At 68.2% G+C, this 19988-nt stretch carries 16 protein-coding genes and 1 tRNA gene; 7 read left to right on the top strand and 10 right to left on the bottom strand.

Going from position 1 to position 19988, the window contains the following annotated elements; translation table 11 throughout:
- Nucleotides 1-1061: pirin family protein (locus M3C25_RS11360; RefSeq protein ID WP_311200547.1), on the top strand; the 1061-nt coding region annotated here is incomplete at its 5' end.
- A 40-nt stretch (nucleotides 1062-1101) separates the two neighbouring features.
- On the opposite strand, the gene M3C25_RS11355 is transcribed toward M3C25_RS11360, so the two are convergent.
- The 6 genes from M3C25_RS11355 to M3C25_RS11330 all read right to left on the bottom strand — a co-directional run bounded on the left by M3C25_RS11355 (nucleotide 1102) and on the right by M3C25_RS11330 (nucleotide 6469).
- Nucleotides 1102-1749, bottom strand: a complete 648-nt coding sequence (locus M3C25_RS11355; protein WP_259856777.1) for an HAD family hydrolase — start codon at nucleotides 1747-1749, stop codon at nucleotides 1102-1104.
- A gap of 30 nt (nucleotides 1750-1779) precedes the next feature.
- Nucleotides 1780-2538 (bottom strand): glucosamine-6-phosphate deaminase, encoded by a 759-nt coding sequence (locus tag M3C25_RS11350; protein ID WP_311200546.1) that lies wholly within the window; start codon nucleotides 2536-2538, stop codon nucleotides 1780-1782.
- Between the two features lie 243 nt (nucleotides 2539-2781).
- Nucleotides 2782-3117, bottom strand: a complete 336-nt coding sequence (locus M3C25_RS11345; RefSeq protein ID WP_259856775.1) for a TfoX/Sxy family protein — start codon at nucleotides 3115-3117, stop codon at nucleotides 2782-2784.
- Nucleotides 3118-3191: 74 nt separating this feature from the next.
- Nucleotides 3192-3264 (bottom strand) — tRNA-Thr (locus tag M3C25_RS11340).
- Between the two features lie 183 nt (nucleotides 3265-3447).
- Nucleotides 3448-4329, bottom strand: coding sequence for a DsbA family protein (locus M3C25_RS11335; RefSeq protein ID WP_259856774.1), 882 nt, complete (start codon nucleotides 4327-4329; stop codon nucleotides 3448-3450).
- Nucleotides 4330-4468: 139 nt separating this feature from the next.
- Nucleotides 4469-6469 (bottom strand): serine/threonine-protein kinase, encoded by a 2001-nt coding sequence (locus M3C25_RS11330; RefSeq protein WP_259856772.1) that lies wholly within the window; start codon nucleotides 6467-6469, stop codon nucleotides 4469-4471.
- Nucleotides 6470-6531: 62 nt separating this feature from the next.
- Between M3C25_RS11330 and M3C25_RS11325 the strand changes: the two genes are divergently transcribed.
- On the top strand, nucleotides 6532-8955 hold the full coding sequence (locus M3C25_RS11325; RefSeq protein WP_259856771.1) for a trehalose-6-phosphate synthase: 2424 nt from the start codon (nucleotides 6532-6534) through the stop codon (nucleotides 8953-8955).
- Between the two features lie 41 nt (nucleotides 8956-8996).
- On the opposite strand, the gene M3C25_RS11320 is transcribed toward M3C25_RS11325, so the two are convergent.
- Nucleotides 8997-10064, bottom strand: coding sequence for a substrate-binding domain-containing protein (locus M3C25_RS11320; RefSeq protein ID WP_102161990.1), 1068 nt, complete (start codon nucleotides 10062-10064; stop codon nucleotides 8997-8999).
- The gene (locus M3C25_RS13125; protein WP_102161991.1) at nucleotides 10064-11116 is read right to left on the bottom strand and encodes a LacI family DNA-binding transcriptional regulator; all 1053 of its coding nucleotides are present in this window, start codon (nucleotides 11114-11116) and stop codon (nucleotides 10064-10066) included. Before M3C25_RS13125 ends, M3C25_RS11320 begins: the two co-directional genes overlap by 1 nt.
- A gap of 119 nt (nucleotides 11117-11235) precedes the next feature.
- Between M3C25_RS13125 and M3C25_RS11305 the strand changes: the two genes are divergently transcribed.
- From M3C25_RS11305 to M3C25_RS11295, 3 genes are all read left to right on the top strand, one after another.
- Entirely contained in the window at nucleotides 11236-12606 is a 1371-nt protein-coding gene (locus M3C25_RS11305) for a DUF4032 domain-containing protein (RefSeq protein WP_259856769.1), read from the top strand.
- Entirely contained in the window at nucleotides 12603-13397 is a 795-nt protein-coding gene (locus M3C25_RS11300; RefSeq protein ID WP_259856767.1) for an SDR family NAD(P)-dependent oxidoreductase, read from the top strand. Before M3C25_RS11305 ends, M3C25_RS11300 begins: the two co-directional genes overlap by 4 nt.
- A gap of 192 nt (nucleotides 13398-13589) precedes the next feature.
- A complete protein-coding gene (locus M3C25_RS11295; RefSeq protein ID WP_259856766.1) occupies nucleotides 13590-14996 on the top strand; it encodes an MFS transporter in 1407 nt (468 codons plus the stop codon).
- A gap of 412 nt (nucleotides 14997-15408) precedes the next feature.
- On the opposite strand, the gene rlmB is transcribed toward M3C25_RS11295, so the two are convergent.
- The gene (gene rlmB / locus M3C25_RS11290) at nucleotides 15409-16341 is read right to left on the bottom strand and encodes a 23S rRNA (guanosine(2251)-2'-O)-methyltransferase RlmB (RefSeq protein ID WP_259856764.1); all 933 of its coding nucleotides are present in this window, start codon (nucleotides 16339-16341) and stop codon (nucleotides 15409-15411) included.
- A 115-nt stretch (nucleotides 16342-16456) separates the two neighbouring features.
- Nucleotides 16457-17911, bottom strand: coding sequence for a cysteine--tRNA ligase (gene cysS / locus M3C25_RS11285; RefSeq protein WP_259856762.1), 1455 nt, complete (start codon nucleotides 17909-17911; stop codon nucleotides 16457-16459).
- A gap of 281 nt (nucleotides 17912-18192) precedes the next feature.
- Here cysS and M3C25_RS11280 point away from each other — a divergent pair, with 281 nt between their 5' ends.
- Together M3C25_RS11280 and M3C25_RS11275 are read left to right on the top strand one after the other, a co-directional pair.
- Nucleotides 18193-19839 (top strand): sodium-dependent transporter, encoded by a 1647-nt coding sequence (locus tag M3C25_RS11280; RefSeq protein ID WP_259856761.1) that lies wholly within the window; start codon nucleotides 18193-18195, stop codon nucleotides 19837-19839.
- Entirely contained in the window at nucleotides 19836-19958 is a 123-nt protein-coding gene (locus M3C25_RS11275) for a methionine/alanine import family NSS transporter small subunit (protein ID WP_259856759.1), read from the top strand. Before M3C25_RS11280 ends, M3C25_RS11275 begins: the two co-directional genes overlap by 4 nt.
- The last annotated feature ends 30 nt before the right edge of the window (nucleotides 19959-19988 follow it).

Here is a 19988-nt window from a genome sequence, read left to right as displayed (position 1 = left end):
GGACTGCGATGAGCAACACCGAACCTGATCCGCCTGAGCGGGTGTGCGCCGGGACCGAGGCGGCCGGCACCGAGATCCTCACACCCCGGGAGGTGCCGCTGGGCGGGCCGCGGGCAATGACGGTTCACCGCACGCTGCCGCAGCGGGCCCGGTCGCTCATCGGCCCGTGGTGCTTCGTCGACCATTTCGGCCCCGATGACGTCGCCGCCACCGGCGGGATGAACGTCCCCCGGCACCCGCACACCGGCCTGGCGACGGTCACGCTGCTGTTCGCCGGCGAGGTCGAGCACACCGATTCGACCGGCTTCGTCAACACCGTCAGACCCGCCGAGGTCAACCTCATGATCGCCGGCTCCGGGATCTCGCACTCGGAGTTCTCCAACCCCGCCACCCGGATCCTGCACGGCGTGCAGCTGTGGTACGCGCTGCCGGAATCCGAGCGCTTCGGCCAGCCGGGCTCCCAGCATCATGTCGCCGAGGCGGTCGAACTGCCCGGCGGGCAGGTGTGGACGTATCTGGGTGAGTGCGCCGGCCTGCGCTCCCCCGTTGAGACACGGGTCGAAGCGCTGGCCGCACAGATCCACGTCGAACCCGGCGAGCAGGTACGCTTCGACGTCGACCCGGAATATGAGCTCGGGCTGCTCGTCGACCAGGGTGCCGCACAGCTGAGGGCCAGCGGCGGCGTGGCGTCTGCCGGCGGGGACGCCACCGCGGTGACGTCGCGCGAGCTTGCCTATGTGCCGCCGGGCTCAGACCAGCTGACGGTCGCCGCCGGTGACGAGGCGGTGCGCGCGGTGCTCATCGGCGGCCGGCCTTTGGGTGAGCAGATCGTCATGTGGTGGAACTTCGTCGCCCGCAGCCATGACGAGGTCATCGCCTTCCGGCGGGCCTGGCAGGCTGAGATCGGTCACCCCGACGCCGAGGCGGCCGGCACCGAGGCACGAGACACTGAGCTTCCGGCTGCGGCAGCAGGCATGGACTTCGGTCCGTTCACGGCCGGCACGCCGGATCCGCTGCCGGCCCCGCGGCTGCCGAATGCCCGGCTGCGGCCACGCAGCTGAGCGACCTGTCGGCTGCTCTGCTCAGCCAGCCGGCCTCGAATCAGCCGGTGATCTCGACGACGATCCCCTCGTCTGCCGGAGTGAACCGGCAGGCGGTCAGGTCGAGTACGCGGGCATGTGCATCGGTGAGCTCATCGATCGCATGCGAGGTCGCCACTCCGAGCACATGGGCACCGGCTGCGAGCCCGGCACGGATGCCGGCCGGGGCGTCTTCGATGACGAGGCACTGGGCCGGGTCGACACCGAGCTGACGGGCAGCGGCGAGATACCCCTCGGGATCGGGTTTGCCGTTCTCGACGTCCTCAGACGTCACGAGCACCTCGGGCACCGGCAGCCCGGTGATCTTGAGCCGGGGCACCATAACGTGCCGTTCGCCTGAGGTCACGGCAGCCCAGCTGCCGGCCGGAAGCGAGGTGAGGATGTCGCGGGTGCCGGGCAGGGCGATGACGCCGTCGGTGTCGCTGACTTCGAGTTCGTTGAGCCGGCGCATGGCCGCCTCAACCTGGTCTGCGTCGATGTGCTCTATGAGCACGTCCTGGCTGCGCCGGCCGTGGCTGGTGCGCAGGATCGCGTCGGCGTCGATGCCCTGTTCGCCTGCCCAGGTCCGCCAGGTGCGTTCGACGGAGGCGGTGGAGTCGACGAGTGTGCCGTCGATGTCGAACAGGATGGCCCGGCAGGTCAGTCGCATGCGGTCGGTCTCCTCTTCAGCCTGCTGGTCTCAGCCGGCGTCGGTGCTTCGGGGGTCTCCGCTGACGAGGCGGGAGGCGGCTGCCGCATCGAGGAACACCTCGAGCGCGGGGTGGTCCTGCAGGGCGCTGGCGGGCACGGCCTCATCGACCGGCCCGTCGATCATCGCGGCGACCGCCTCGGCTTTGCCTGGGCCGAAGGCGAGCATGATCGCCTTGCGCGATTCGAGGATCGTGCCGATCCCCTGGGTCAGCGCCTGGGTGGGCACCTCGTCGATCGAGTCGAAGAACCGGGAGTTGGCCTCGCGGGTCTCAGCGGTGAGGTCGACGACCCGGGTGCGGGAGTCGGCCGGTGAGCCGGGTTCGTTGAAGGCGATGTGACCGTTGGGCCCGATCCCCAGGATCTGCAGGTCGACTCCGCCGAGGCCTGTGATGCCATCTTCGAAGGCAGCGGCAGCGGCGTCCGGGTCGGCGGCGTCACCTTCGGGCAGCACCGTGTGGGCAGGGTCGATGCCCCAGGGTTCGAGGATCTGCTCGGCGATGTAGTGCCGGTAGCTCTGCGGATGCTCGGCCGGCAGGCCGATGTACTCGTCCAGGCAGGTGATACGCAGACCGGAGAGGTCGAGACCCTCACCGGCGCGGCTGGTGAGTTCGGCGTAGAGCGGTTCGGGGGTTGAGCCGGTGGCGATGCCGATGACCGCCTCGGGGTTGGCGCGCACCAGCTCTTCGACCTGGTCGGCTGCTTCGGAGATGAGTTCGGCGATGTCCTCGCTGGTCACCACGTGCATCATCGTTCACTCCTCATCTCGCGGCCGTCTTGGAAGACGCCGGTCACGTCCCTGTCGTCACCCCATAGTACGAAGTCCGCCGGTCTTCGACGCCTTCATCAACAAGGGTGTCGGCAGGTTCTGCATTAAGCACGGCTCGAATCCGGACGCCAGGTTCATCTTCGGCACCATCTACCGCCTGCTCGTCCCGATCGGCCCGCATCACCTGCGGCAGGTGCAGTCCGGTGTGCCAACGTACTAGCACGATCAACTCACCTGGCGGTTGTGCTCCATCGCGACGTCCAGCCATGCGGCCAGACCCTCGTCACTGTCGATCGCAGCGGCGTCGACTTCAATCCAGCCAGGACCCATCTCACGGTCGGCGCCCATCGTCGCCTGCTGCGCGCCGGGCCGGGTCAGCAGGTCGTCATGCTGTTCGGCGCCCACCCGCACGAGCAGACCGCCGGACTTCAGCGCGCTGACAGCCAGCTTCTCATTGACCATGAACGACCGGCCGCCGAACATCGACACCTCACGCAGCACCGGTTCGTTCGCGAACAGGATCCGCAGGCGTTCGACGAGAGCTTCTTGTGCAGGGGTCATGACTGGGCCCTTCGGTGCCGACCAGAACCGACATCAGGATATCGGACCGCAGGCAGGTGTCAGGGCATGAGAAGAGCCCCCTGTCAGACTCGAACTGACGACCTTCGCTTTACAAGAGCGGTGCTCTACCAACTGAGCTAAGGAGGCGCGCTCACCGCAGTGAGCCTAAGACAGTGTAGAACATCGGCCTGCCGTCCGCCACGCACGCCCCCACGACTGCGCCCCGCTCTTCTCGGCACAAGCCCCAAAACCGCACCCGCCAACGACTGACGCCCGCCGGTCACGAATTCCGTGACCCACGGGCGTCTGCCAGCTCAAGCGCTCAGGCGATCAGTTGCCGCCGGCGGCGCGCAGCACCTCAAGCGGGAACTTCTGCGGATCCTGCTCGCGGAAGGACTCGGTCTCCTTGCCGTTGATGAGCACACGCGGGGTGCCGGAGAGTCCGCGCTCGTCGAACGCGGCCTTCGTCTCCTTCTCCACCGACTTCGCGAAAGCCTGCTCGGTGATGCAGCTGCGCACATCCGAGGCATCCGAATCCTCGGGCTCGACCTTCGCGCTGACATCGACGCCGGCGTCTTCGGCGATCTTGATGATCTGGTCATCCTCCATGCCCTCAGCACCTTCCTGCGGCTGCTGAGCGAACATCGCCATGACGAAGTCCGAGTATCTCTGCACCTGGCCAGAGTCGGCGACACAGGCAGCAGCGTTGGCCGCACGAGTGGAGTACTTGTTGCCGCCCGAGGCGTTGTCGAGGAACGCGACCGGCGCGTACTGCAGGGCGATCTTGCCCTCCTCGACGAGCTTATTCAGCGTCTTGCCGTGGGTGTCCTCGAAGGCCTTGCAGGCCGGGCACTGGAAGTCGAAGTACACCGTCACGACAGCAGCGTCGGAGCCGAGCGGCGATTCGGCGATCGGCGGCGGCGGGTTCTCGCCGGGCTCCTCGATGCCGGGCGCGGTGTAGGCCTTGAGCTCATCGCCGTCCTTGGCCACGGTCATCGTGCCCTCGGCGTAGTTGCGGGGGCCGGCCACCGGCTGCATGCTCTGGAAGATGAGGAAGCCGACGACGGTGAGGAAGGCGACGACGACGACACCCACCGAGGTGAAGAGGATCGTCTTGGCCTTCTTCTCCCGCCGCGCGTCGTTCTCTGCGATCTGCCGCGCCTTCTCGCGCGCTGCCTGTCGGCGATCGGCGGCCGGTGAGTTCTTCGCCATGTTTCCTCACGTGATGTCGGTCGCTGCGCGGGCTTCGGCGCAGGCGCTTACTGGTTCGACAGCTATCTTAGATCCTCGGCCATCCTACGCGGTTCAGCAGTTCTTCAGGGAGATCCGCTCCCGAGGCGGTGGCTGGGTCCTACAGTTCGGAGGCGCGTGGGATGAGCTCGAGTGGGTTGAAGGTCAGCGGCCACCAGGTGACGCCGGCGGTGGAGAGGATGACGCTGACGGCCATGACGAACAGCAGCGCGAGCACCCCGAACATGATCCATTCGCCGGTGCGGTTGCGGGCGATCGAGGTGAGCGCGGCCCGTGAGCCGACGCGCAGGTTCGCCGATCCCGGCCCGAACCACAGCACGAGCGCATAGGACAGCCCGGCTGCCCACAGGGTCCATTCGAAGGACCGGCCAGAGGGCACGATGCCGGCGATGTCGAGGCGCATGAGCACGGCGACTGCGACGAAGGCGATGGCCGGCAGGATCATCGAGAACAGCGAGGTGAACACCGACCGGAACAGCGCACCGGGCAGGCTGGCGATCGAGGACCACACCGATACACCGGAGGGTCCGTCGTTGAACTGCCGCCAGTTGCGCACCTGGGCCATCGACCCGGTCGTGCGGGCGGCGACCTGCCACAGGTAGGAGGCAATGAGCATGATGACCGGCCCGAGCGCTACGAGCGTGACGGCCAGCAGGTTGAGCATGAGCAGCGGCCATGCTCCGCCGAGGCGCGGCGGACGCGGCGGGCCGGGCGGCTGCAGCTGCTGGGGTTGCCAGGGCTGCTCGGCCGGCACCGGGGCGCCGGCATGCTGATAAGGCTCGACCTGCTGGTGCGGCTGGGGCCGCGGGTCGATGCCGAGCGGGCCGTAGGCCGGCGGTGAGCCGACGGCAGCATGCGCCGGGCCCGAGGCGTGCGCCGGCGGGCCCGAGGCATGTGCTGAACCTGAACCAGCTGGCTGGCTGCCCTGCATGCGGCCTTGCTGGCTGCCGTAGGGGGCTGCTCCCCCGTAGATGCTGCCGCCGGGTGTGCCAGACGAGGGCTGGACAGGCTGCGGGCGACCGCCGGGAGCGTTGCCGTGGCGGGGAACCCCGTGCTGGTCGGGGCGGTGGCCGGCGAAGCCGCCGGCCTGAAAGCCCTCCATCGCGCCGGGTTCGCCGCCGAGCTGGTAGGCGCCACCGGGTCCGGTGCGGCCCATCGGGCCGGTCGGCGGGGCCAGTGGATCATAGGCTACCCCGGCTGCAGCACCGGCAGCGCCTGCCGCACCGACGGCAGGCAGGTCGACCCGGGTGCCGCCAATATCGCCGCGGCCGGGTCCGGCTGCGTGGCGGGGGCTGCCGAGTGCAGGCAACTGCCCAGATTCGATGTCGACGAGGGCGTCGAGGATCATAGCCCCCGATGGCCGCCGTTCAGGTTTGGGGTCGAGGCAGGCCTGCAGCAGCGGCACGAACAGCTCCGGTGCCCCTTCGAGGCTGTGCCGCCCGGTGGCCACGCGTCCGAGCACTGCTTCGAGCGGGCCGGAGCCGTACGGGTTGCGGCCGGTGGCCGCAAACGCCATCGTCGCCGCCCAGCCCCACCAGTCGGTCTTCTCGCTGGCTTCGCGGCCGTCGGCGATCTCGGGGCTGAGATAGCCCGGGGTGCCCATGACGAGGCCGGTGGCGGTGACCTTGACCTCGTCGGCGGCCTGGGCGATACCGAAGTCGATGACCATCGGCTCACCGTCCATGATCATGACGTTGGCCGGTTTGAGGTCGCGGTGGATAACGCCGGCTTCGTGCACGGCGTTGAGCGCATCGAGCAGCGCATGGCCGAAGTGGACGAGCTCATCCTCGGCGAACGGGCCGTTGTCGCGCACATCGTCAGACAGCGTCTGCCCGTCGACGAACTCGGTGATGATGAACGGCTGGGCGGTCTCAAGTTCGGCGTCGAGGACCGCTGCGATCCGCGGATGCTTAATCCGCCTCAGCGTCCGCACCTCACGGGCGAGCCGCTTGCGGGCAGTCTCGTCGTTGGCGATGTGCGCGTGCAACACTTTGACGGCGACCGGGTTGTTCTCAGCATCCACCCCGAGGTGGACGACGCCCATGCCGCCGGAACCGAGTTCATTCAGCAGCCGATAACCGCCGAGTTCCTGTACTGCCACTCAACCCAGATTAGCTGAGGCGGTAGAGTTTCTCATGAGGATCGAGTGCTGATAGGAGTAACGTGATTCACACCTCCGCCCCGTTGGAAGCTCGTTCAACCCTGGTGGCCCCGCCGGAGGATGGGGCCGACTTCATCGTCGTGGCCAACCGGCTCCCAGTGGACCGCGATACCTCAGGTGAGACGCCGTCCTGGCGCACCTCACCTGGAGGTTTGGTCACCGGCGTCGCCCCGGTCATGCAGACCCACAAGGGCGCTTGGGTCGGCTGGGCCGGAGTCGCCGATGAGGAATTCGATCCGTTCGACATCGACGGCATCCACCTCGTGCCGGTGCCGCTGAGCTCGGAGGAAGTCCGCCGCTACTACGAAGGCTTCTCCAATGCCACGCTGTGGCCGCTCTACCACGACGTCATCGTGCCCCCGGAGTTCCACCGCACCTGGTGGAACAGCTACCGGACGGTCAACCGGCGCTTCGCCGAGGCGGTCGCTCGCACCGCCTCGGAAGGGGCGACGGTGTGGGTGCACGACTATCAGCTGCAGCTGGTCCCCTATCTGCTGCGCGGCATGCGCCCGGACGTGCGCATCGGCTTCTTCAACCACATCCCGTTCCCGCCGTGGGAGATCTTCGCGCAGCTGCCGTGGCGCGCCCAGATCCTGCGCGGCCTGCTCGGCGCCGACCTCATCGGCTTTCAGCGCCCGGCCGATGCCCAGAACTTCCGCCGTGCCGTGCGCATCTGCCTGGGCCTGCCGAGCTCGGGCAACCTCGTGAAGATCCCGGCGGCAGAAGACCCGGCCAGCGAACTCGGTGATACGACGACGATCACCCGCACCGCCGAGGCGAGCGCGTTTCCGATCTCGATCGACACCGAACATCTGGCCCAGCTCGCCCGCGACCCGAGGATCTGTGCGCGGGCCAAGGAGATCCGCGCCGAGCTCGGCAACCCGGAGACGATCCTGCTCGGTGTCGATCGGATGGACTACACCAAGGGCATCCGCCACCGGCTCAAGGCCTACGGCGAGCTGTTCAACGACGGTGTGCTCGATCCGGGCACGGTGACTCTTGTGCAGATCGCGACCCCGAGCCGTGAGCGCATCGACCAGTATCAGCAGATCCGCACCGATGTGGAGCTGGCGGTCGGCCGGATCAACGGCGAGTACTCCGGGATGGGACATCCGGTCATCCACTACTTCCACCACTCCTACCCGCGCGATGAGATGACCGCGCTCTACATCGCCGCCGACGTCATGCTCGTGACCGCCCTGCGCGATGGCATGAATCTGGTGGCCAAGGAATACGTCGCCTGCCAGACTGATGACGACGGAGTGCTCGTGCTCTCCGAGTTCGCCGGTGCCGCCGAGCAGCTGACCCAGGCGGTGATGGTGAATCCGCATGACATCTCCGGGCTCAAATCCCGCATCGCCGCAGCGGTGACGATGGATCCCGGTGAGAAGCGCGCCCGCATGCGCGCCATGCGCGAGGGCCTCGCTGAGGAGGACGTGCGCGCCTGGTCCGATGCCTTCCTCGCCCGCCTCCAGCAGACCGACCGGGCCGGCCTGGCCGAGGCCGCAGCCCACATGCGCACCGACCAGCACCCGACCGACGCTGATGCCCAGCCAGATTCCGCCCCCGGCTACTCGGATCCCGACGACATCGACATCACCGCGCTGGCAGCGGCCGACCGGCTGCTCGTCGGCCTCGACTTCGACGGGGTCATCGCCCCGCTGGTCGACAATCCGATGGACGCCGCGCCGCTGCCGGCCTCGGCTGCCGCGGCCGAGGCGCTGGCTGCTGAACCGAACACGGTCGTCGGCTACATCTCCGGGCGCAACCTCTCGGTGCTCAAGCAGCTGTCGAACGCACCCGAGGGTGCGATCTTCATCGGCTCGCACGGGGTGGAGAGCGATTTCGGTGCAATCGGCGGGGAGGACATCGGCGCTGCCGACGGTCGCCGCTCGGGCGGCAATCCGGCCGCAGGCACCTACGCGAGCGGGCCGAGCAATGATGAGCAGGCGCTGCTCGATGAGCTTGATGCCGCCTTCACCGACATCCGCACCCGCACCCCCGAGGAGGGCCACGGGCTGCTGCGCATCGAGCGCAAGCCGCTCGGCCGGACCTTCCACACCCGCGGCTGCTCGGAGAACCGCACAGCCTTCTACGCCACCGAGCTCGAGGCGCTGGCCAAGCGGCTGGGCCAGCTGCGGTTCCTCACCGGGCATGAGATGTTCGAGTTCGCGCTGCGCCACCAGACGAAGGGCAACGGCCTGGAGCGGATGATCCGCCAGACCGGTGCGACTGCCGCGCTCTACATCGGCGATGACCGCACAGATGAGGATGCGTTCAAGAAGCTGCGCACCTATCCGGAGGACTTCCCGCGCCTGTCGATCAAGGTCGGGCCCGCTGGCACCGCCGCCGAGGTGCGCCTCCAGTCCCCCGATGACGTCGCCGTGTTCCTCGGCCGGCTCGCCGCCGCCCGCGCCGGACGCTGACCACCGGGCTCTGCGGTTCCGGCTGGTGCTGACCGGCTGGTTCAGCGCCGGCCGATGGCCCGTTCGGACGCCCGCAGGACGAGTTCGGGGCTGACGCGGTAGTCCGGCAGCTGGGGTGTGCGTCCACCGCCGGCACCCGCCGCGCCGACACCGGACCCGCCGGCACCGGATCCAGCAGCCCCTGCACCATCGGCGCGCATGAGCCGTTCGAGCTCGCGCAGTGCGGCCTCCGCCAGGGCGGCCCAGTCGAAGGTCACCTGCGACATCGGCGGGTGGATCACCTCGGCGTCGGGCATATCCCCGACCGTCAGCAGCGAGAAGTCCTGCGGGACTGCCAGGCGCAGCCGGCGGGTCGATTCGAGGAACCCGAAGGTGATCGCCGGCGCGCAGCTGATCGCCGCCGAGCATTGCGCCTCCAGCAGCTCATCGGCTGCCTGCGAACCGGCCAGGATCCCCGGACCTGCCACGACGACCGGGGCCTGGTCGCGGGTGGCGGGGATGTGCAGCACATCGGCCATTGCCCGCCGGAACGCGCTCACCCGGGTGGAGGCAGCCGAGTCCTCGGGTACGACGAGCCCGATGCGCCGGTGGCCGAGGTGGATGAGGTGGCGGACTGCGGTGCGGATGCCCTCACCGGAGTCGAGGACGAGCTGGGCGAAGCCTTCGTGCCGGGCGTTCGAGACGCGGATGACCGGCACTCCGTGGGCGGCGAGCCGCTGAGCCTCGGGACCGGCCGAACCGCCGCCGAGCACCACCGCGCCGGCGACGCCGAAGGACTCGAGCACCTCGGCGGCCGATGCGAGGTCCGGGCCGGTCTGGATGCGCACGGCCACCCAGCCGAGGGCGAAGATCCGCTCGACGATCTCCAGGTACAGGCTTTCGAAGGGGTCGACGTCGCCGGCGAGCGGGGCGGCGTGCACAACCGCGATGACGGTGCCGCTCCGGGCCGCCTCATCCCCGTGCCGCACACCGAGCGTGCCGAGGGCGACGGCGACGGCACGGCGGGCGGCCGCCGAGGTGCCCGGCTGTTCGCGCAGCACCCGGGAGACCGTGGAGACCGATAGCCCGGAGGCCGCCGCGATCTGCTTGAGCGAGATGTCTGAGCGCATCAGGTCCTCGCCGCCGCAGTCGACTGACGGGCCAGGAGCCTCGGCCGCAGCGTCGGCGGAACCGAGGCGAGCTGCCGGCCGGGCAGGCCGAGCACGCTGCGCACGCCGGCGGCCAGCGCCTCGGCCAGCGCCTGGTTGTCCAGCCGGAGCACGGTGGCCGGCGGGTCTGTGTAGCGCATCGTCGAGAAGTCACCGAAGCCCACCACGGACAGGTCGCGTGGGATCGCCAGCCTGCGGCGGCGCACGGCGGCGAAGACGCCGTGCAGCTGCAGGGCGGATTGGACGATGACAGCGGTGCAGGTGGCGTCGCGCAGCTGGGTGGCTGCGGCGATCCCGCCGGAGTGGGATTTAGGGACGGCGGCGATCCACTCATCGAGCCGGTCGGTGACATCGCGCATCGGGTGCTCACGCCGGAACCGGTTCTTCAGCTGCTCGGCCAGCGCGCCGGAGTCGTTGCACACGAGCCCGATGCGCCGGTGGCCGAGCGCGTGCAGATGCTCGAACGCCAGGCTCATCCCGCCGGACAGGTCGACGCGGGCGGCGATCCACTCAGCGTCGATCGCTGGGCCGGCCACCGCCTCGGGAGCGGTGTCCCCCGTGCCCGAGGTGTCGCTCGCCTCGGTGCCGGTGGCCGCGGTGGGCCAGGCGGCGGTCGCCTCGGCGAAGCGGACGACGGGGACGTCGACGTCGAGTGGGGTGAAGGTGGGGGTGACGACGAGGGCGGCGCCGGCGTCGATGCAGGCGCGGACCTCGGCGATGTCCTCGTCGAGGAACGGGGTGGCGGCGATGATGCCGGCGTCCTGGAGCTGCATCGACAGCGAGCGGCACACCTCGATCTGCCAGTGCTCCGGCTGGGCGGGCGCGCACACGGCGACCAGCCGGGCGGCCTGCCGGTGCAACAGGGTCGAGCGGTCGTAGCCGAGGGAGCGCACGGCGTCGAGCACCCGGGTGCGGGTCGCCTCGGCGACGGTGCCGCGGCCGCCGAGCACCCGCGAGACCGTCGTGACCGACACGCCTGCCGCCTCGGCGACGTCCTCCAGCCGAACTCTCATAGCGCCAGTCTACGGCGGGCGCACGGGCGGCAGCGGTGGCCCGGCCAGCGGTTTCGCTACGATGGGAGCGCAGCTGCGGCCGCCGACGCCTGGCGGCCAGCCGGCCTGCGGGAGGACACGTGAAGATCCACGCCGATCAGTTCGCTGAGCTCGTCGAGACGCTGCCGTGGGATGTGCCGCTGCAGCGGTGGAAGCCCGAGCTGCTCATCGGCCTGCCACGCGGCATCTCCCGGCATGTGGTGCGCTTCGTCGAGTTCGAAGGCACGATCCTAGCGGTCAAGGAGACCCAGGATGCGATCGCAGTGCGCGAATACGAACTGCTCACCGCACTCGCCGATCTCGACGCCCCTGCCGTGCGGCCGCTGGGGTACGTCACCGGGCGAACCGATGCCGACGGCCAGCCGCTGCCTGGGGCGCTGCTGACCCCGCATCTGTCGTATTCGCTGCCGTTCCGCGATCTGTGCGGCTCCCAGGTGCCCCCGCACATGGCCGATCTGCTCGTCGACGCCCTTGCGGTGCTCATCGTCAGGCTGCACCTCGTGGGGTTCTTCTGGGGTGATGTGTCACTGTCGAACACGCTGTTCCGCCGGGACGCCGATGCGCTGGCCGCCTACCTCGTCGATGCCGAAACCGGGGAGCTGCACGACTCGCTGTCAGCCGGGCAGCGCAGCCACGACCTCGATCTGGCGCGCACGAACATCGCAGGCGAGTTCCTCGACCTGCAGGCCGGTGGCCTGGCCGACCCGGATGTCGATCCGATGGCGATGAGCAACCGGCTGTGCGAACGCTATGACGAGCTGTGGGCCGAGCTCACCACCGTTGAGGCGTTCAACATGTACGAGCGCTGGCGGATCGATCAGCGCATCGAGCGGCTCAACGAGCTCGGCTTCGATCTCGGTGAGCTGACGGTCACGACCGACCTCGACGGGGTCACCACCCGCATCGAGCCGAAGGTGGTCGCACCGGGGCACTTCCAGCGCCGGCTCCGGCGGCTGACCGGGATCGAGGCGGAGAAGCAGCAGGCCCGCCGGATGCTCAACGACCTCGATGTCTACCGGGCGGCCAAAGGGCTGGAGGATGAGGACGAGGCAATCGTCGCCGAGCGCTGGCTGGCTGATGTGTACCGGCCGGTGCTCGAGGCGATCACCGATGAGTACAGCGGCCGGCTGGAGCCGCCGCAGGTGTTCCACGAGTTCCTCGACCACCGTGCGGAGATGTCCGAGGCCGCTGGCCGGGATGTCTCCACGCCCGAGGCGGTGGCCGCCTACCGCGACGAGAAGCTCGCCCATTACCCGCACGAGGCCCACCTGCTCCGCGATCCGGACACGGCGGTGCTGCGGCGGCTCGCAGAGGCAGAATTAGCGCAGGCAGAGCCTGCTTCGGCAGAATCAGCGGAGACAGACCCTGAACCGGCAGAGTCCGGGCATAAGCAACCGGAGACACCGGAACCGCCGGCTGCCGCAGATGAGACGAGAGAAGGACCCCGATGAGCGCATCTCCCCGCATTCCCGACCTGTTCGACCTGACCGGGCGCACCGCCGTTGTCGTCGGTGCCGCCTCGGGCCTGGGCCAGGCCTCGGCACTTGGGCTGGCCGACGCCGGTGCCCACGTCGTGTGCGCCGACCTCGACCTCACCGGCGCCGAGGCGACCGCCATGATCATCGAGCAGCGCACCGGCAGTGCTGCGACCGCCGTCGAACTCGATATCACCTCGACTGCAGCTGTCGACGCCCTCGTTGAGCGCTTCTCCGATGCCGAGGTGCTCGTCATGACCCCGGGGATGAACGTGCGCAAGCGGATGACCGAGACGACCGATGACGAGTTCGACCGGGTCATCGACATCAACCTCAAGGGCACCTACCGGCTCATGCGCGGTTTCGGCCGCGAGATGGCTGATAAGCAGCGCGGCTCGATCATCACGTTCGCGTCGTTCCGCGCGATCGTCGTCGAACCCGGGCAGGGGCTCTACGCTGCGGCCAAGGCCGGAGTCGTGCAGCTGACGAAGACGCTGGCCAGCGAACTCGGTGCGGCAGGCGTGCGGGTGAACTCGATTCTGCCTGGGCCGTTCGAGACCCCGCTGACCGAGCAGATCAAATCCGATGAGGAGTGGTGGGATGCCTACGCCCAGAAGGCCGCGCTCGGCCGCTGGGGTCTGCTGCACGAGATCGCAGGACCGGTGCTGTTCCTCGCATCGGATGCCTCCAGCTACGTCACCGGGCACTCGCTGCTCGTCGACGGGGGCTGGATGGCCCAGGACGGACGCTTCACCCCACGGGTGTGACACCTCGGGACGGGTGACTGCGACCGGCAATTATGACCCACATCTGTGACCAGCGTCTCATTTAGTGGGACACGGGCGGCGGCAGTGAGCCGGCGGCGATATACCTGACGGAAGCCACCGCGGACGGCGGGCGAGGGCACGATCTGCACTCACTGCCGGGCCGCGCACTTCTGCCGACAAGGACCGCCCTCGATGACGACGTCCCGCCACCCCGCACCGACCGCAGCCCACGCCGAGCTGCGCAGGCGAACCCTGCGCAAAGTCGCCCTCCGGCTCACCCCGTTCCTCGGGCTGCTGTACTTCATCAACTACCTCGACCGGACGAACATCGGCTTCGCCGGACCCAACGGGATGAACGACGAACTCGGCCTGACGCAGACGATGTTCGGCCTGGCCTCCGGCGTGTTCTTCATCGGTTACCTGCTGCTGGAGATCCCCTCGAACCTCGCGCTGCACAAGTTCGGGGCCCGGCGCTGGATCGCCCGCATCCTCGTCACCTGGGGCATCATCGCAGCCCTCATGGCGTTCATCCCGGCCGGCAGCTGGCTGGGCATCGGCGGCGAGTGGTGGCTGGTCATCCTGCGGGTGCTGCTCGGCATCGCCGAGGCCGGGTTCTTCCCCGGCATCATCCTGTACCTGACGTTCTGGTTCCCCAAGCGGGAGCGGGCGAAGGCGATCTCGTTCTTCATGCTCGCCATCCCCGCCTCCTCGGTGCTCGGCGCGCCGCTGTCGGCCTGGCTCATCGAGCACGGCGACGGCCTGCTGTGGGGCATGACCGGCTGGCGGTTCATGTTCCTCATCGAAGGCCTGCCGGCAGTGCTGCTCGGCTTCATCTGCTGGTTCTTCCTCACCGACCGCCCGCACGATGCGAAGTGGCTGGCCGATGACGAACGCGCCTGGCTCAAGGCCGAGATGGACCGCGAGGAAGAGGAGACCGCAGCGACCTACCATGTGCCGCTGCGCACCTCGCTCACCAGCGGCCGGGTCTGGGCGCTGGCGTTCGTGTACTTCGGTGTGGTCTACGGCCTGTATGCCATCAGCTTCTTCCTGCCGACGATCATCAGCGGTTTCCAGGAGCGCTTCGGGGTGGAGTACTCGCTCATGGAGCGCGGCATGCTCACCGCCGTGCCGTTCGCCTTCGCCGCTGTTGCGATGATCTTCTGGGCCCGCCACGGCGACAAGACCGGCGAGCGCGTGTGGCACGTCGCCCTGCCGACCCTCGTGGCCGCCGCGGTCATCCCGGTGACCTCGTTCGTCAACTCGCCGTTCCTGGCGATGGTGTGCGTGTCGATCTTCGCCTGCGGTGTCATGTGCGCTCTGGCGACGTTCTGGCCGCTGCCCACCGCGTTCCTCTCCGGTGCCGCAGCTGCTGCCGGTGTCGCCCTGGTCAACTCGATCGGCAATATGTCCGGTTTCTTCGCCCCGTACATCACCGGCTTCCTCGCTGACACGACCGGTTCGCAGTCGGCGGGCATGTGGGCGATCAGCGTAGCGATGGTCATCGCTGCGATCATCACGATCTCACTCGGCGCGCTGCCGAAGACGAAGACTGGTGGCACGCAGCCGGCGGTCGACCCGCGCAACGTCGACGTCAGCTGAGCAAGCGGCGGGCTGGGATCGTCGGCGGTGCGCCGGGGCTGGGTAACGGTCGGCGCTGGCCGGCCCACCCATGATGGTTCTGGGCCGTGCGATCGCACCAGTAGTCGTTGAGTGCCGAATCCTCGCTCGTGGATTCTGCACTCAACGGCTATATTTTGGCCGATTCGTAGCCGTTGAGTGCAATATCGAGTGTCGTCGATTCAGCACTCAACGCGATCCGCTGAAATGGCGGACACTCAAGCCCCGGCGGGCACAGCACGTGGGCGTGCACTTCGTGCCGACTCGAGCACCGTCGATTCCACACGAGAAGCACGCTGCAAGCGCCGAACCCGTGCATTTCGTGTCGACTCGAGAGGCGTCGGTTCCACACGAACGACACGCTCAGGTCGCCGTGCAGGTCAAGCCGTCGGCGTTACCCCTCGGCAAGCCCTTCGGCCCGGCGGGTGCGGGCGACTTCGTAGAGGCTCACGGCTGCGGCGACGCCGGCGTTGAGCGACTCCATCTGCCCGGCCATCGGGATCGAGACAATCTGGTCGCAGATGTCGCTGATGAGCCGGGACAGCCCCTTGCCCTCGGAACCGACGACGATGCACACCGGCTCCCGGGCGAGCGCGACCTCGGGCAGTTCGACGTCGCCGTCCATGTCAAGGCCCAGCACGAACACCCCCTGCTTCTTCAGCGCCTGCAGCGCGCGGGCGAGGTTGACGACCTGGGCGACCTTGATCCGGCCGGCGGCACCGGCGGCGGTCTTCCACGCCGAGGCGGTCATGCCGGCCGAGCGGCGCTCGGGGATGATGACCCCGTGCCCGCCGAAAGCGGCGGTCGAGCGCACGATCGCCCCGAGGTTGCGCGGGTCGGTGATCCCGTCCAGCGCCACGAGCAGCGGCGTCTCGACTGCCTCGGCCGCGGCCTCCATGAGGTCATCGGGGTGGTCGTACTCGTAGGCCGGCACCTGCAGGGCGATTCCCTGGTGGACGGCACCGTCGGTGAGGCGGTCGAGATCCATCTTTCCGGCTTCGAGCATCGGGATGCCGCGGTCGGCGGCCAGGGCGATCGCCTCGCGCACCCGGTCATCAGCATCGGCCTTGTGGGAGATGTACAGCGCGGTCGCCGGCACCGCCTCCCGCAGCGCCTCGACGACGGAGTTGCGGCCGGCGATGATGTCCGAACCGGGGTCCTTGCGCCGCCGCTTAGGCTGGACGGCCTCTCGCCTGAGTTTGGCCTGCTTGGCCTTGTACGCCTTGTGGTAGACGCGGTCCTCGGCTTTGGGCGTCGGCCCCTTGCCAGCCAGCTTGCGGCGGCCATGGCCACCGGTGCCCTTGGCAGGGCCCTTCTTCGTCGCCATCGCGGCTCCTTCGGTTCGTGTCGGTGGGCTGGGGTCGTGCGGCCGGCCTGTCTCTGTCGCCGGCCTGTCTCAGCAGGCCAGCAGCGGTCAGGTTCGGCGCTGGCCGGCAGGCACCTCAGCCCTTGAGGCTGTAACGGTAGCCGCCGGGGGTGTCCTCCAGCTGCACGCCGGCGCGGGTGAGCAGATCGCGGATCTCATCTGCCCGCGCATAGTCCTTGGCCTGCTTGGCGGCCAGCCGCTCGGTGGCCAGTTTGTCGACGAGCACGCGCAGCCCGGCCTCTGCCGCACTGTCCGCGCCCGAGGCGGTGGTCCAGTCGGCAGCCAGCGGGTTGACGCCGAGCACATCGAGCATGAGCTCGAGTTCGGCCACCGTGCGGATGAGCGCCCCTCGGTCGGGGTCCCCGGACTCCAGCAGCCGGTACCCCTCACCAACGGCACTGAACGCAACCGAAAGCGCCTTGGGCACCGACAGGTCGTGGTCCATCGCGGCGGCGAAGTCGGCCGGCACATCGAAGGCCCGGCGACGATAGCCGTCCTCCACCTCGGGAGCCGGCGGAGCGTCTTCGCCGAGGATCTCTCTGGCGCGGGTGAGGAAGTTCTCGAAGCGCTCGAGCGCATTCTCCTGCTTGGCGACCAGTTCTTCGGAGAACTCGAGCACTGAACGGTAGTGCGCGGTCGAGAGCGCATAGCGCACCGCCAGCGGATTGGAGGCGGCGAAGAGATCATGGGCGAAAACGGAGTTGCCCAGGGACTTCGACATCTTGTCCCCGCCGATGTTGAGCAGTCCGGAGTGCATCCAGATCCGGGCGAAAGGATCGCCGGCGGCATTCGACTGCGCGCGCTCGTTCTCATGGTGGGGGAAACGCAGGTCGAGCCCGCCGCCGTGAATGTCGAACTCCGCACCGAGGTACTTCGTCGACATCGCCGAGCACTCGATATGCCAGCCCGGCCGGCCGCGTCCCCACGGCGACGGCCACGAGGCGGTGAGCGGATCGCCGTCCTTGTGCGCTTTCCACAGCGCGAAGTCCCGCGGGTCCCTCTTGCCGCGCAGCGGGGCGTCATCGGCTGCGGCCATGTCGTCGAGCTGCTGGTTCGTCAGCGAACCGTAGTCCGGCCAGGAGTGCGCATCGAAATAGACATCAGCGGAGCCGTCGAGGGCCTGATAGGCGTGTCCGGCGGCGATGAGACGGTCGATGAGCTCGATCATCTCCGTCATGTGCCCGGTGGCCAGCGGCTCATAGGTCGGGCGCAGCACGCCGAGGGCGTCGTATGCGGCGGTGAATTCCTGGAAGTAGTGGTAGGCGTGGGCCCACCACGGGCGGGACTCCTCGACCGACTTCGCCAGGATCTTGTCGTCGACGTCGGTGACATTGCGCACGAAGGTGACGTCATAACCGCGGTAGAGCAGCCACCGGCGCAGCTGATCGAACACGACAGCGGTGCGCATGTGGCCGATGTGGGGCGAACCCTGCACGGTGGCCCCGCAGACATAGAGCCCGGCATGTCCGTCGGTGACGGGGGTGAAGGGTTCGAGGCGGCGCGTGGCGGTGTTGAAAAGCTGTATGGTCACAGCCCCAGTCTAGCCAGGCACGCGGGTCCGCCGCGATGCACTCTCAGGATAACCCCGCCGCGACGGCGACAGGCACGTATAACTTTTCGAGCTCAACTCGCAGCGCCCGCCGTCTGAGAAGTGACAATCCTCGCCCGCCGCGTTAACTTTGGTGTGAGTTCAATCTCAGCTGTGAATTTCGTGAACATCCTCCCGAAATCCTGGACTGCGAGGGCCAGGTCTGCTTCAGCCTGCTGGACACAGCGCTGTGTCTGTCCTCGCTCACCACCAGAAAGGACACCATGTCGAATAAGTCGCTACAGCGCGAGGTATTCCCGACCCGAATGGCTTTCATCCTGGCCGCCGTCGGCTCTGCCATCGGCCTGGGAAACATCTGGCGCTTCCCATACGTCGCGTTCGAAAGCGGCGGCGGCGCCTTCCTCATCCCGTATCTCATCGCACTGCTGACAGCAGGCATCCCGATCCTGTTCTTCGACTATGTGCTCGGACACCGTTCGCGGTCTTCGGCTCCGATGTCGTTCCGGGTCATCTCGAAGAAGTTCGAGCCGCTGGGCTGGTTCCAGACCGGCGTCGCCACGGTCATCGCGATCTACTACGCCGTCATCATCGGCTGGGCACTGAGCTACACCATGTTCTCTGTGACCGAGGCCTGGGGCGATGACGCCGGCACGTTCTTCGAGGCCACCTATCTGCATGCCGGTGAGCTCTCGCTGGGCAATGCCTTCAGCTTCGTACCCGGTGTGCTCATCCCGCTCATCATCGTGTGGGTAGTGGTGCTGGGCATCCTGTTCCTCGGCGTGCAGGGCGGCATCGCCCGGTTCTCGAAGATCTTCATCCCGGTTCTCGTCGTGCTGTTCCTCGCACTCGTCATCCGCTCGCTGTTCCTGCCCGGCGCCGTCGACGGCCTCAACGCCCTCTTCACCCCGGACTTCGCAGCATTGGCGGATCCGCAGGTGTGGGTCGCCGCCTATGGCCAGATCTTCTTCTCGCTGTCGATCGGCTTCGGCATCATGATCACCTATGCCGCCTATCTGCGCCGGCGGACGAACCTCACCGGTTCCGGCCTTGTCGTGGCGTTCTCGAACTCCAGCTTCGAGATCCTCGCCGGCGTCGGTGTCTTCGCTGCCCTCGGCTTCATGGCCCACTCTGCTGGCACCGGCGTCGAGGACGTCGCCGCCGGCGGTGTCGGACTGGCATTCGTCGGCTTCCCGACGCTCATCTCGCAGATGCCGGGAGGGGCGCTGTTCGGCGTGCTGTTCTTCCTCAGCCTGGTGTTCGCCGGTCTGTCCTCGCTCATCTCGATCATCCAGGTGCCGATCCAGGCAGTGGCAGAGAAGTTCAACATCTCCAACCGCGCCTCGCTCGGCATCGTCGGCGGCGGCATGGCAGTCGTCTCCCTGCTGTCGATGCCGACGGCCACCGGCCTGACCGTGCTCGATGTCGTCGACGCCTTCGCCAACAACATCGGCATCGTCGGCGGCGCACTGCTGTCGATCATCCTCGTCGTCTGGGTCAAGCGCGCCACCCCGCTGCTGCGCGATCACCTCAACGCGATCTCGTCGTTCCGCATCGGCACGGTGTGGATCGTCTGCCTGGCCGTCGTCACCCCGATCGTGCTCGGCTTCATGCTGATCTCGCAGATCATCGCCTTCATCACCGAGGGCTACACCGGAACCTCGGCCGATGCGATCGGCTGGATAGTGCTGGCGGTGCTCGCAGTGGCGGCCGTGGTGTTCACGTTCATCCCGTGGCCGAAGGCCTCGTTGGACTTCAGCGCACGGGCCGTCGAGGCCAATGACGCCGACACCAAGAAGTATCCAGAGCTCTACACTCCGGCGCGGATGACCGGATACGACGGCACCCCCGGCGCCGCCGGCACCACTGACGCGCAGGCGGCCGAGCGCCGCACGGAAGGAGACAACCGATGACACCGGAAGCACTCATCATGATGGCCCTGGCGCTGTTCATCGTCTGGGGCGGCCTCGTCGCCTCCCTCGTCCACCTCAAGGGACACCCGGACGAGATGGGCCACGAGGACATCATCTGATCCACACACCCTGACAAGCGGCACCAGCCG

The organism is Brevibacterium luteolum (assembly GCF_025147615.1).
GTDB classification, from domain to species: domain Bacteria; phylum Actinomycetota; class Actinomycetes; order Actinomycetales; family Brevibacteriaceae; genus Brevibacterium; species Brevibacterium luteolum.
Note: the sequence above shows the minus strand (reverse complement) of the source record. Positions and strands in the feature narration are given on the sequence as shown.

Excerpts from the sequence above, each read along its gene's own strand:
- M3C25_RS11355 (WP_259856777.1), bottom strand. The coding sequence starts at position 1,749 with ATGCGACTGACCTGCCGGGCCATCCTGTTCGACATCGACGGCACACTC.
- M3C25_RS11350 (WP_311200546.1), bottom strand. The coding sequence starts at position 2,538 with ATGATGCACGTGGTGACCAGCGAGGACATCGCCGAACTCATCTCCGAA.
- M3C25_RS11345 (WP_259856775.1), bottom strand. The coding sequence starts at position 3,117 with ATGACCCCTGCACAAGAAGCTCTCGTCGAACGCCTGCGGATCCTGTTC.
- M3C25_RS11335 (WP_259856774.1), bottom strand. The coding sequence starts at position 4,329 with ATGGCGAAGAACTCACCGGCCGCCGATCGCCGACAGGCAGCGCGCGAG.
- M3C25_RS11320 (WP_102161990.1), bottom strand. The coding sequence starts at position 10,064 with ATGCGCTCAGACATCTCGCTCAAGCAGATCGCGGCGGCCTCCGGGCTA.
- M3C25_RS13125 (WP_102161991.1), bottom strand. The coding sequence starts at position 11,116 with ATGAGAGTTCGGCTGGAGGACGTCGCCGAGGCGGCAGGCGTGTCGGTC.
- M3C25_RS11300 (WP_259856767.1), top strand. The coding sequence starts at position 12,603 with ATGAGCGCATCTCCCCGCATTCCCGACCTGTTCGACCTGACCGGGCGC.
- M3C25_RS11295 (WP_259856766.1), top strand. The coding sequence starts at position 13,590 with ATGACGACGTCCCGCCACCCCGCACCGACCGCAGCCCACGCCGAGCTG.
- rlmB (WP_259856764.1), bottom strand. The coding sequence starts at position 16,341 with ATGGCGACGAAGAAGGGCCCTGCCAAGGGCACCGGTGGCCATGGCCGC.
- M3C25_RS11280 (WP_259856761.1), top strand. The coding sequence starts at position 18,193 with ATGTCGAATAAGTCGCTACAGCGCGAGGTATTCCCGACCCGAATGGCT.
- M3C25_RS11275 (WP_259856759.1), top strand. The coding sequence starts at position 19,836 with ATGACACCGGAAGCACTCATCATGATGGCCCTGGCGCTGTTCATCGTC.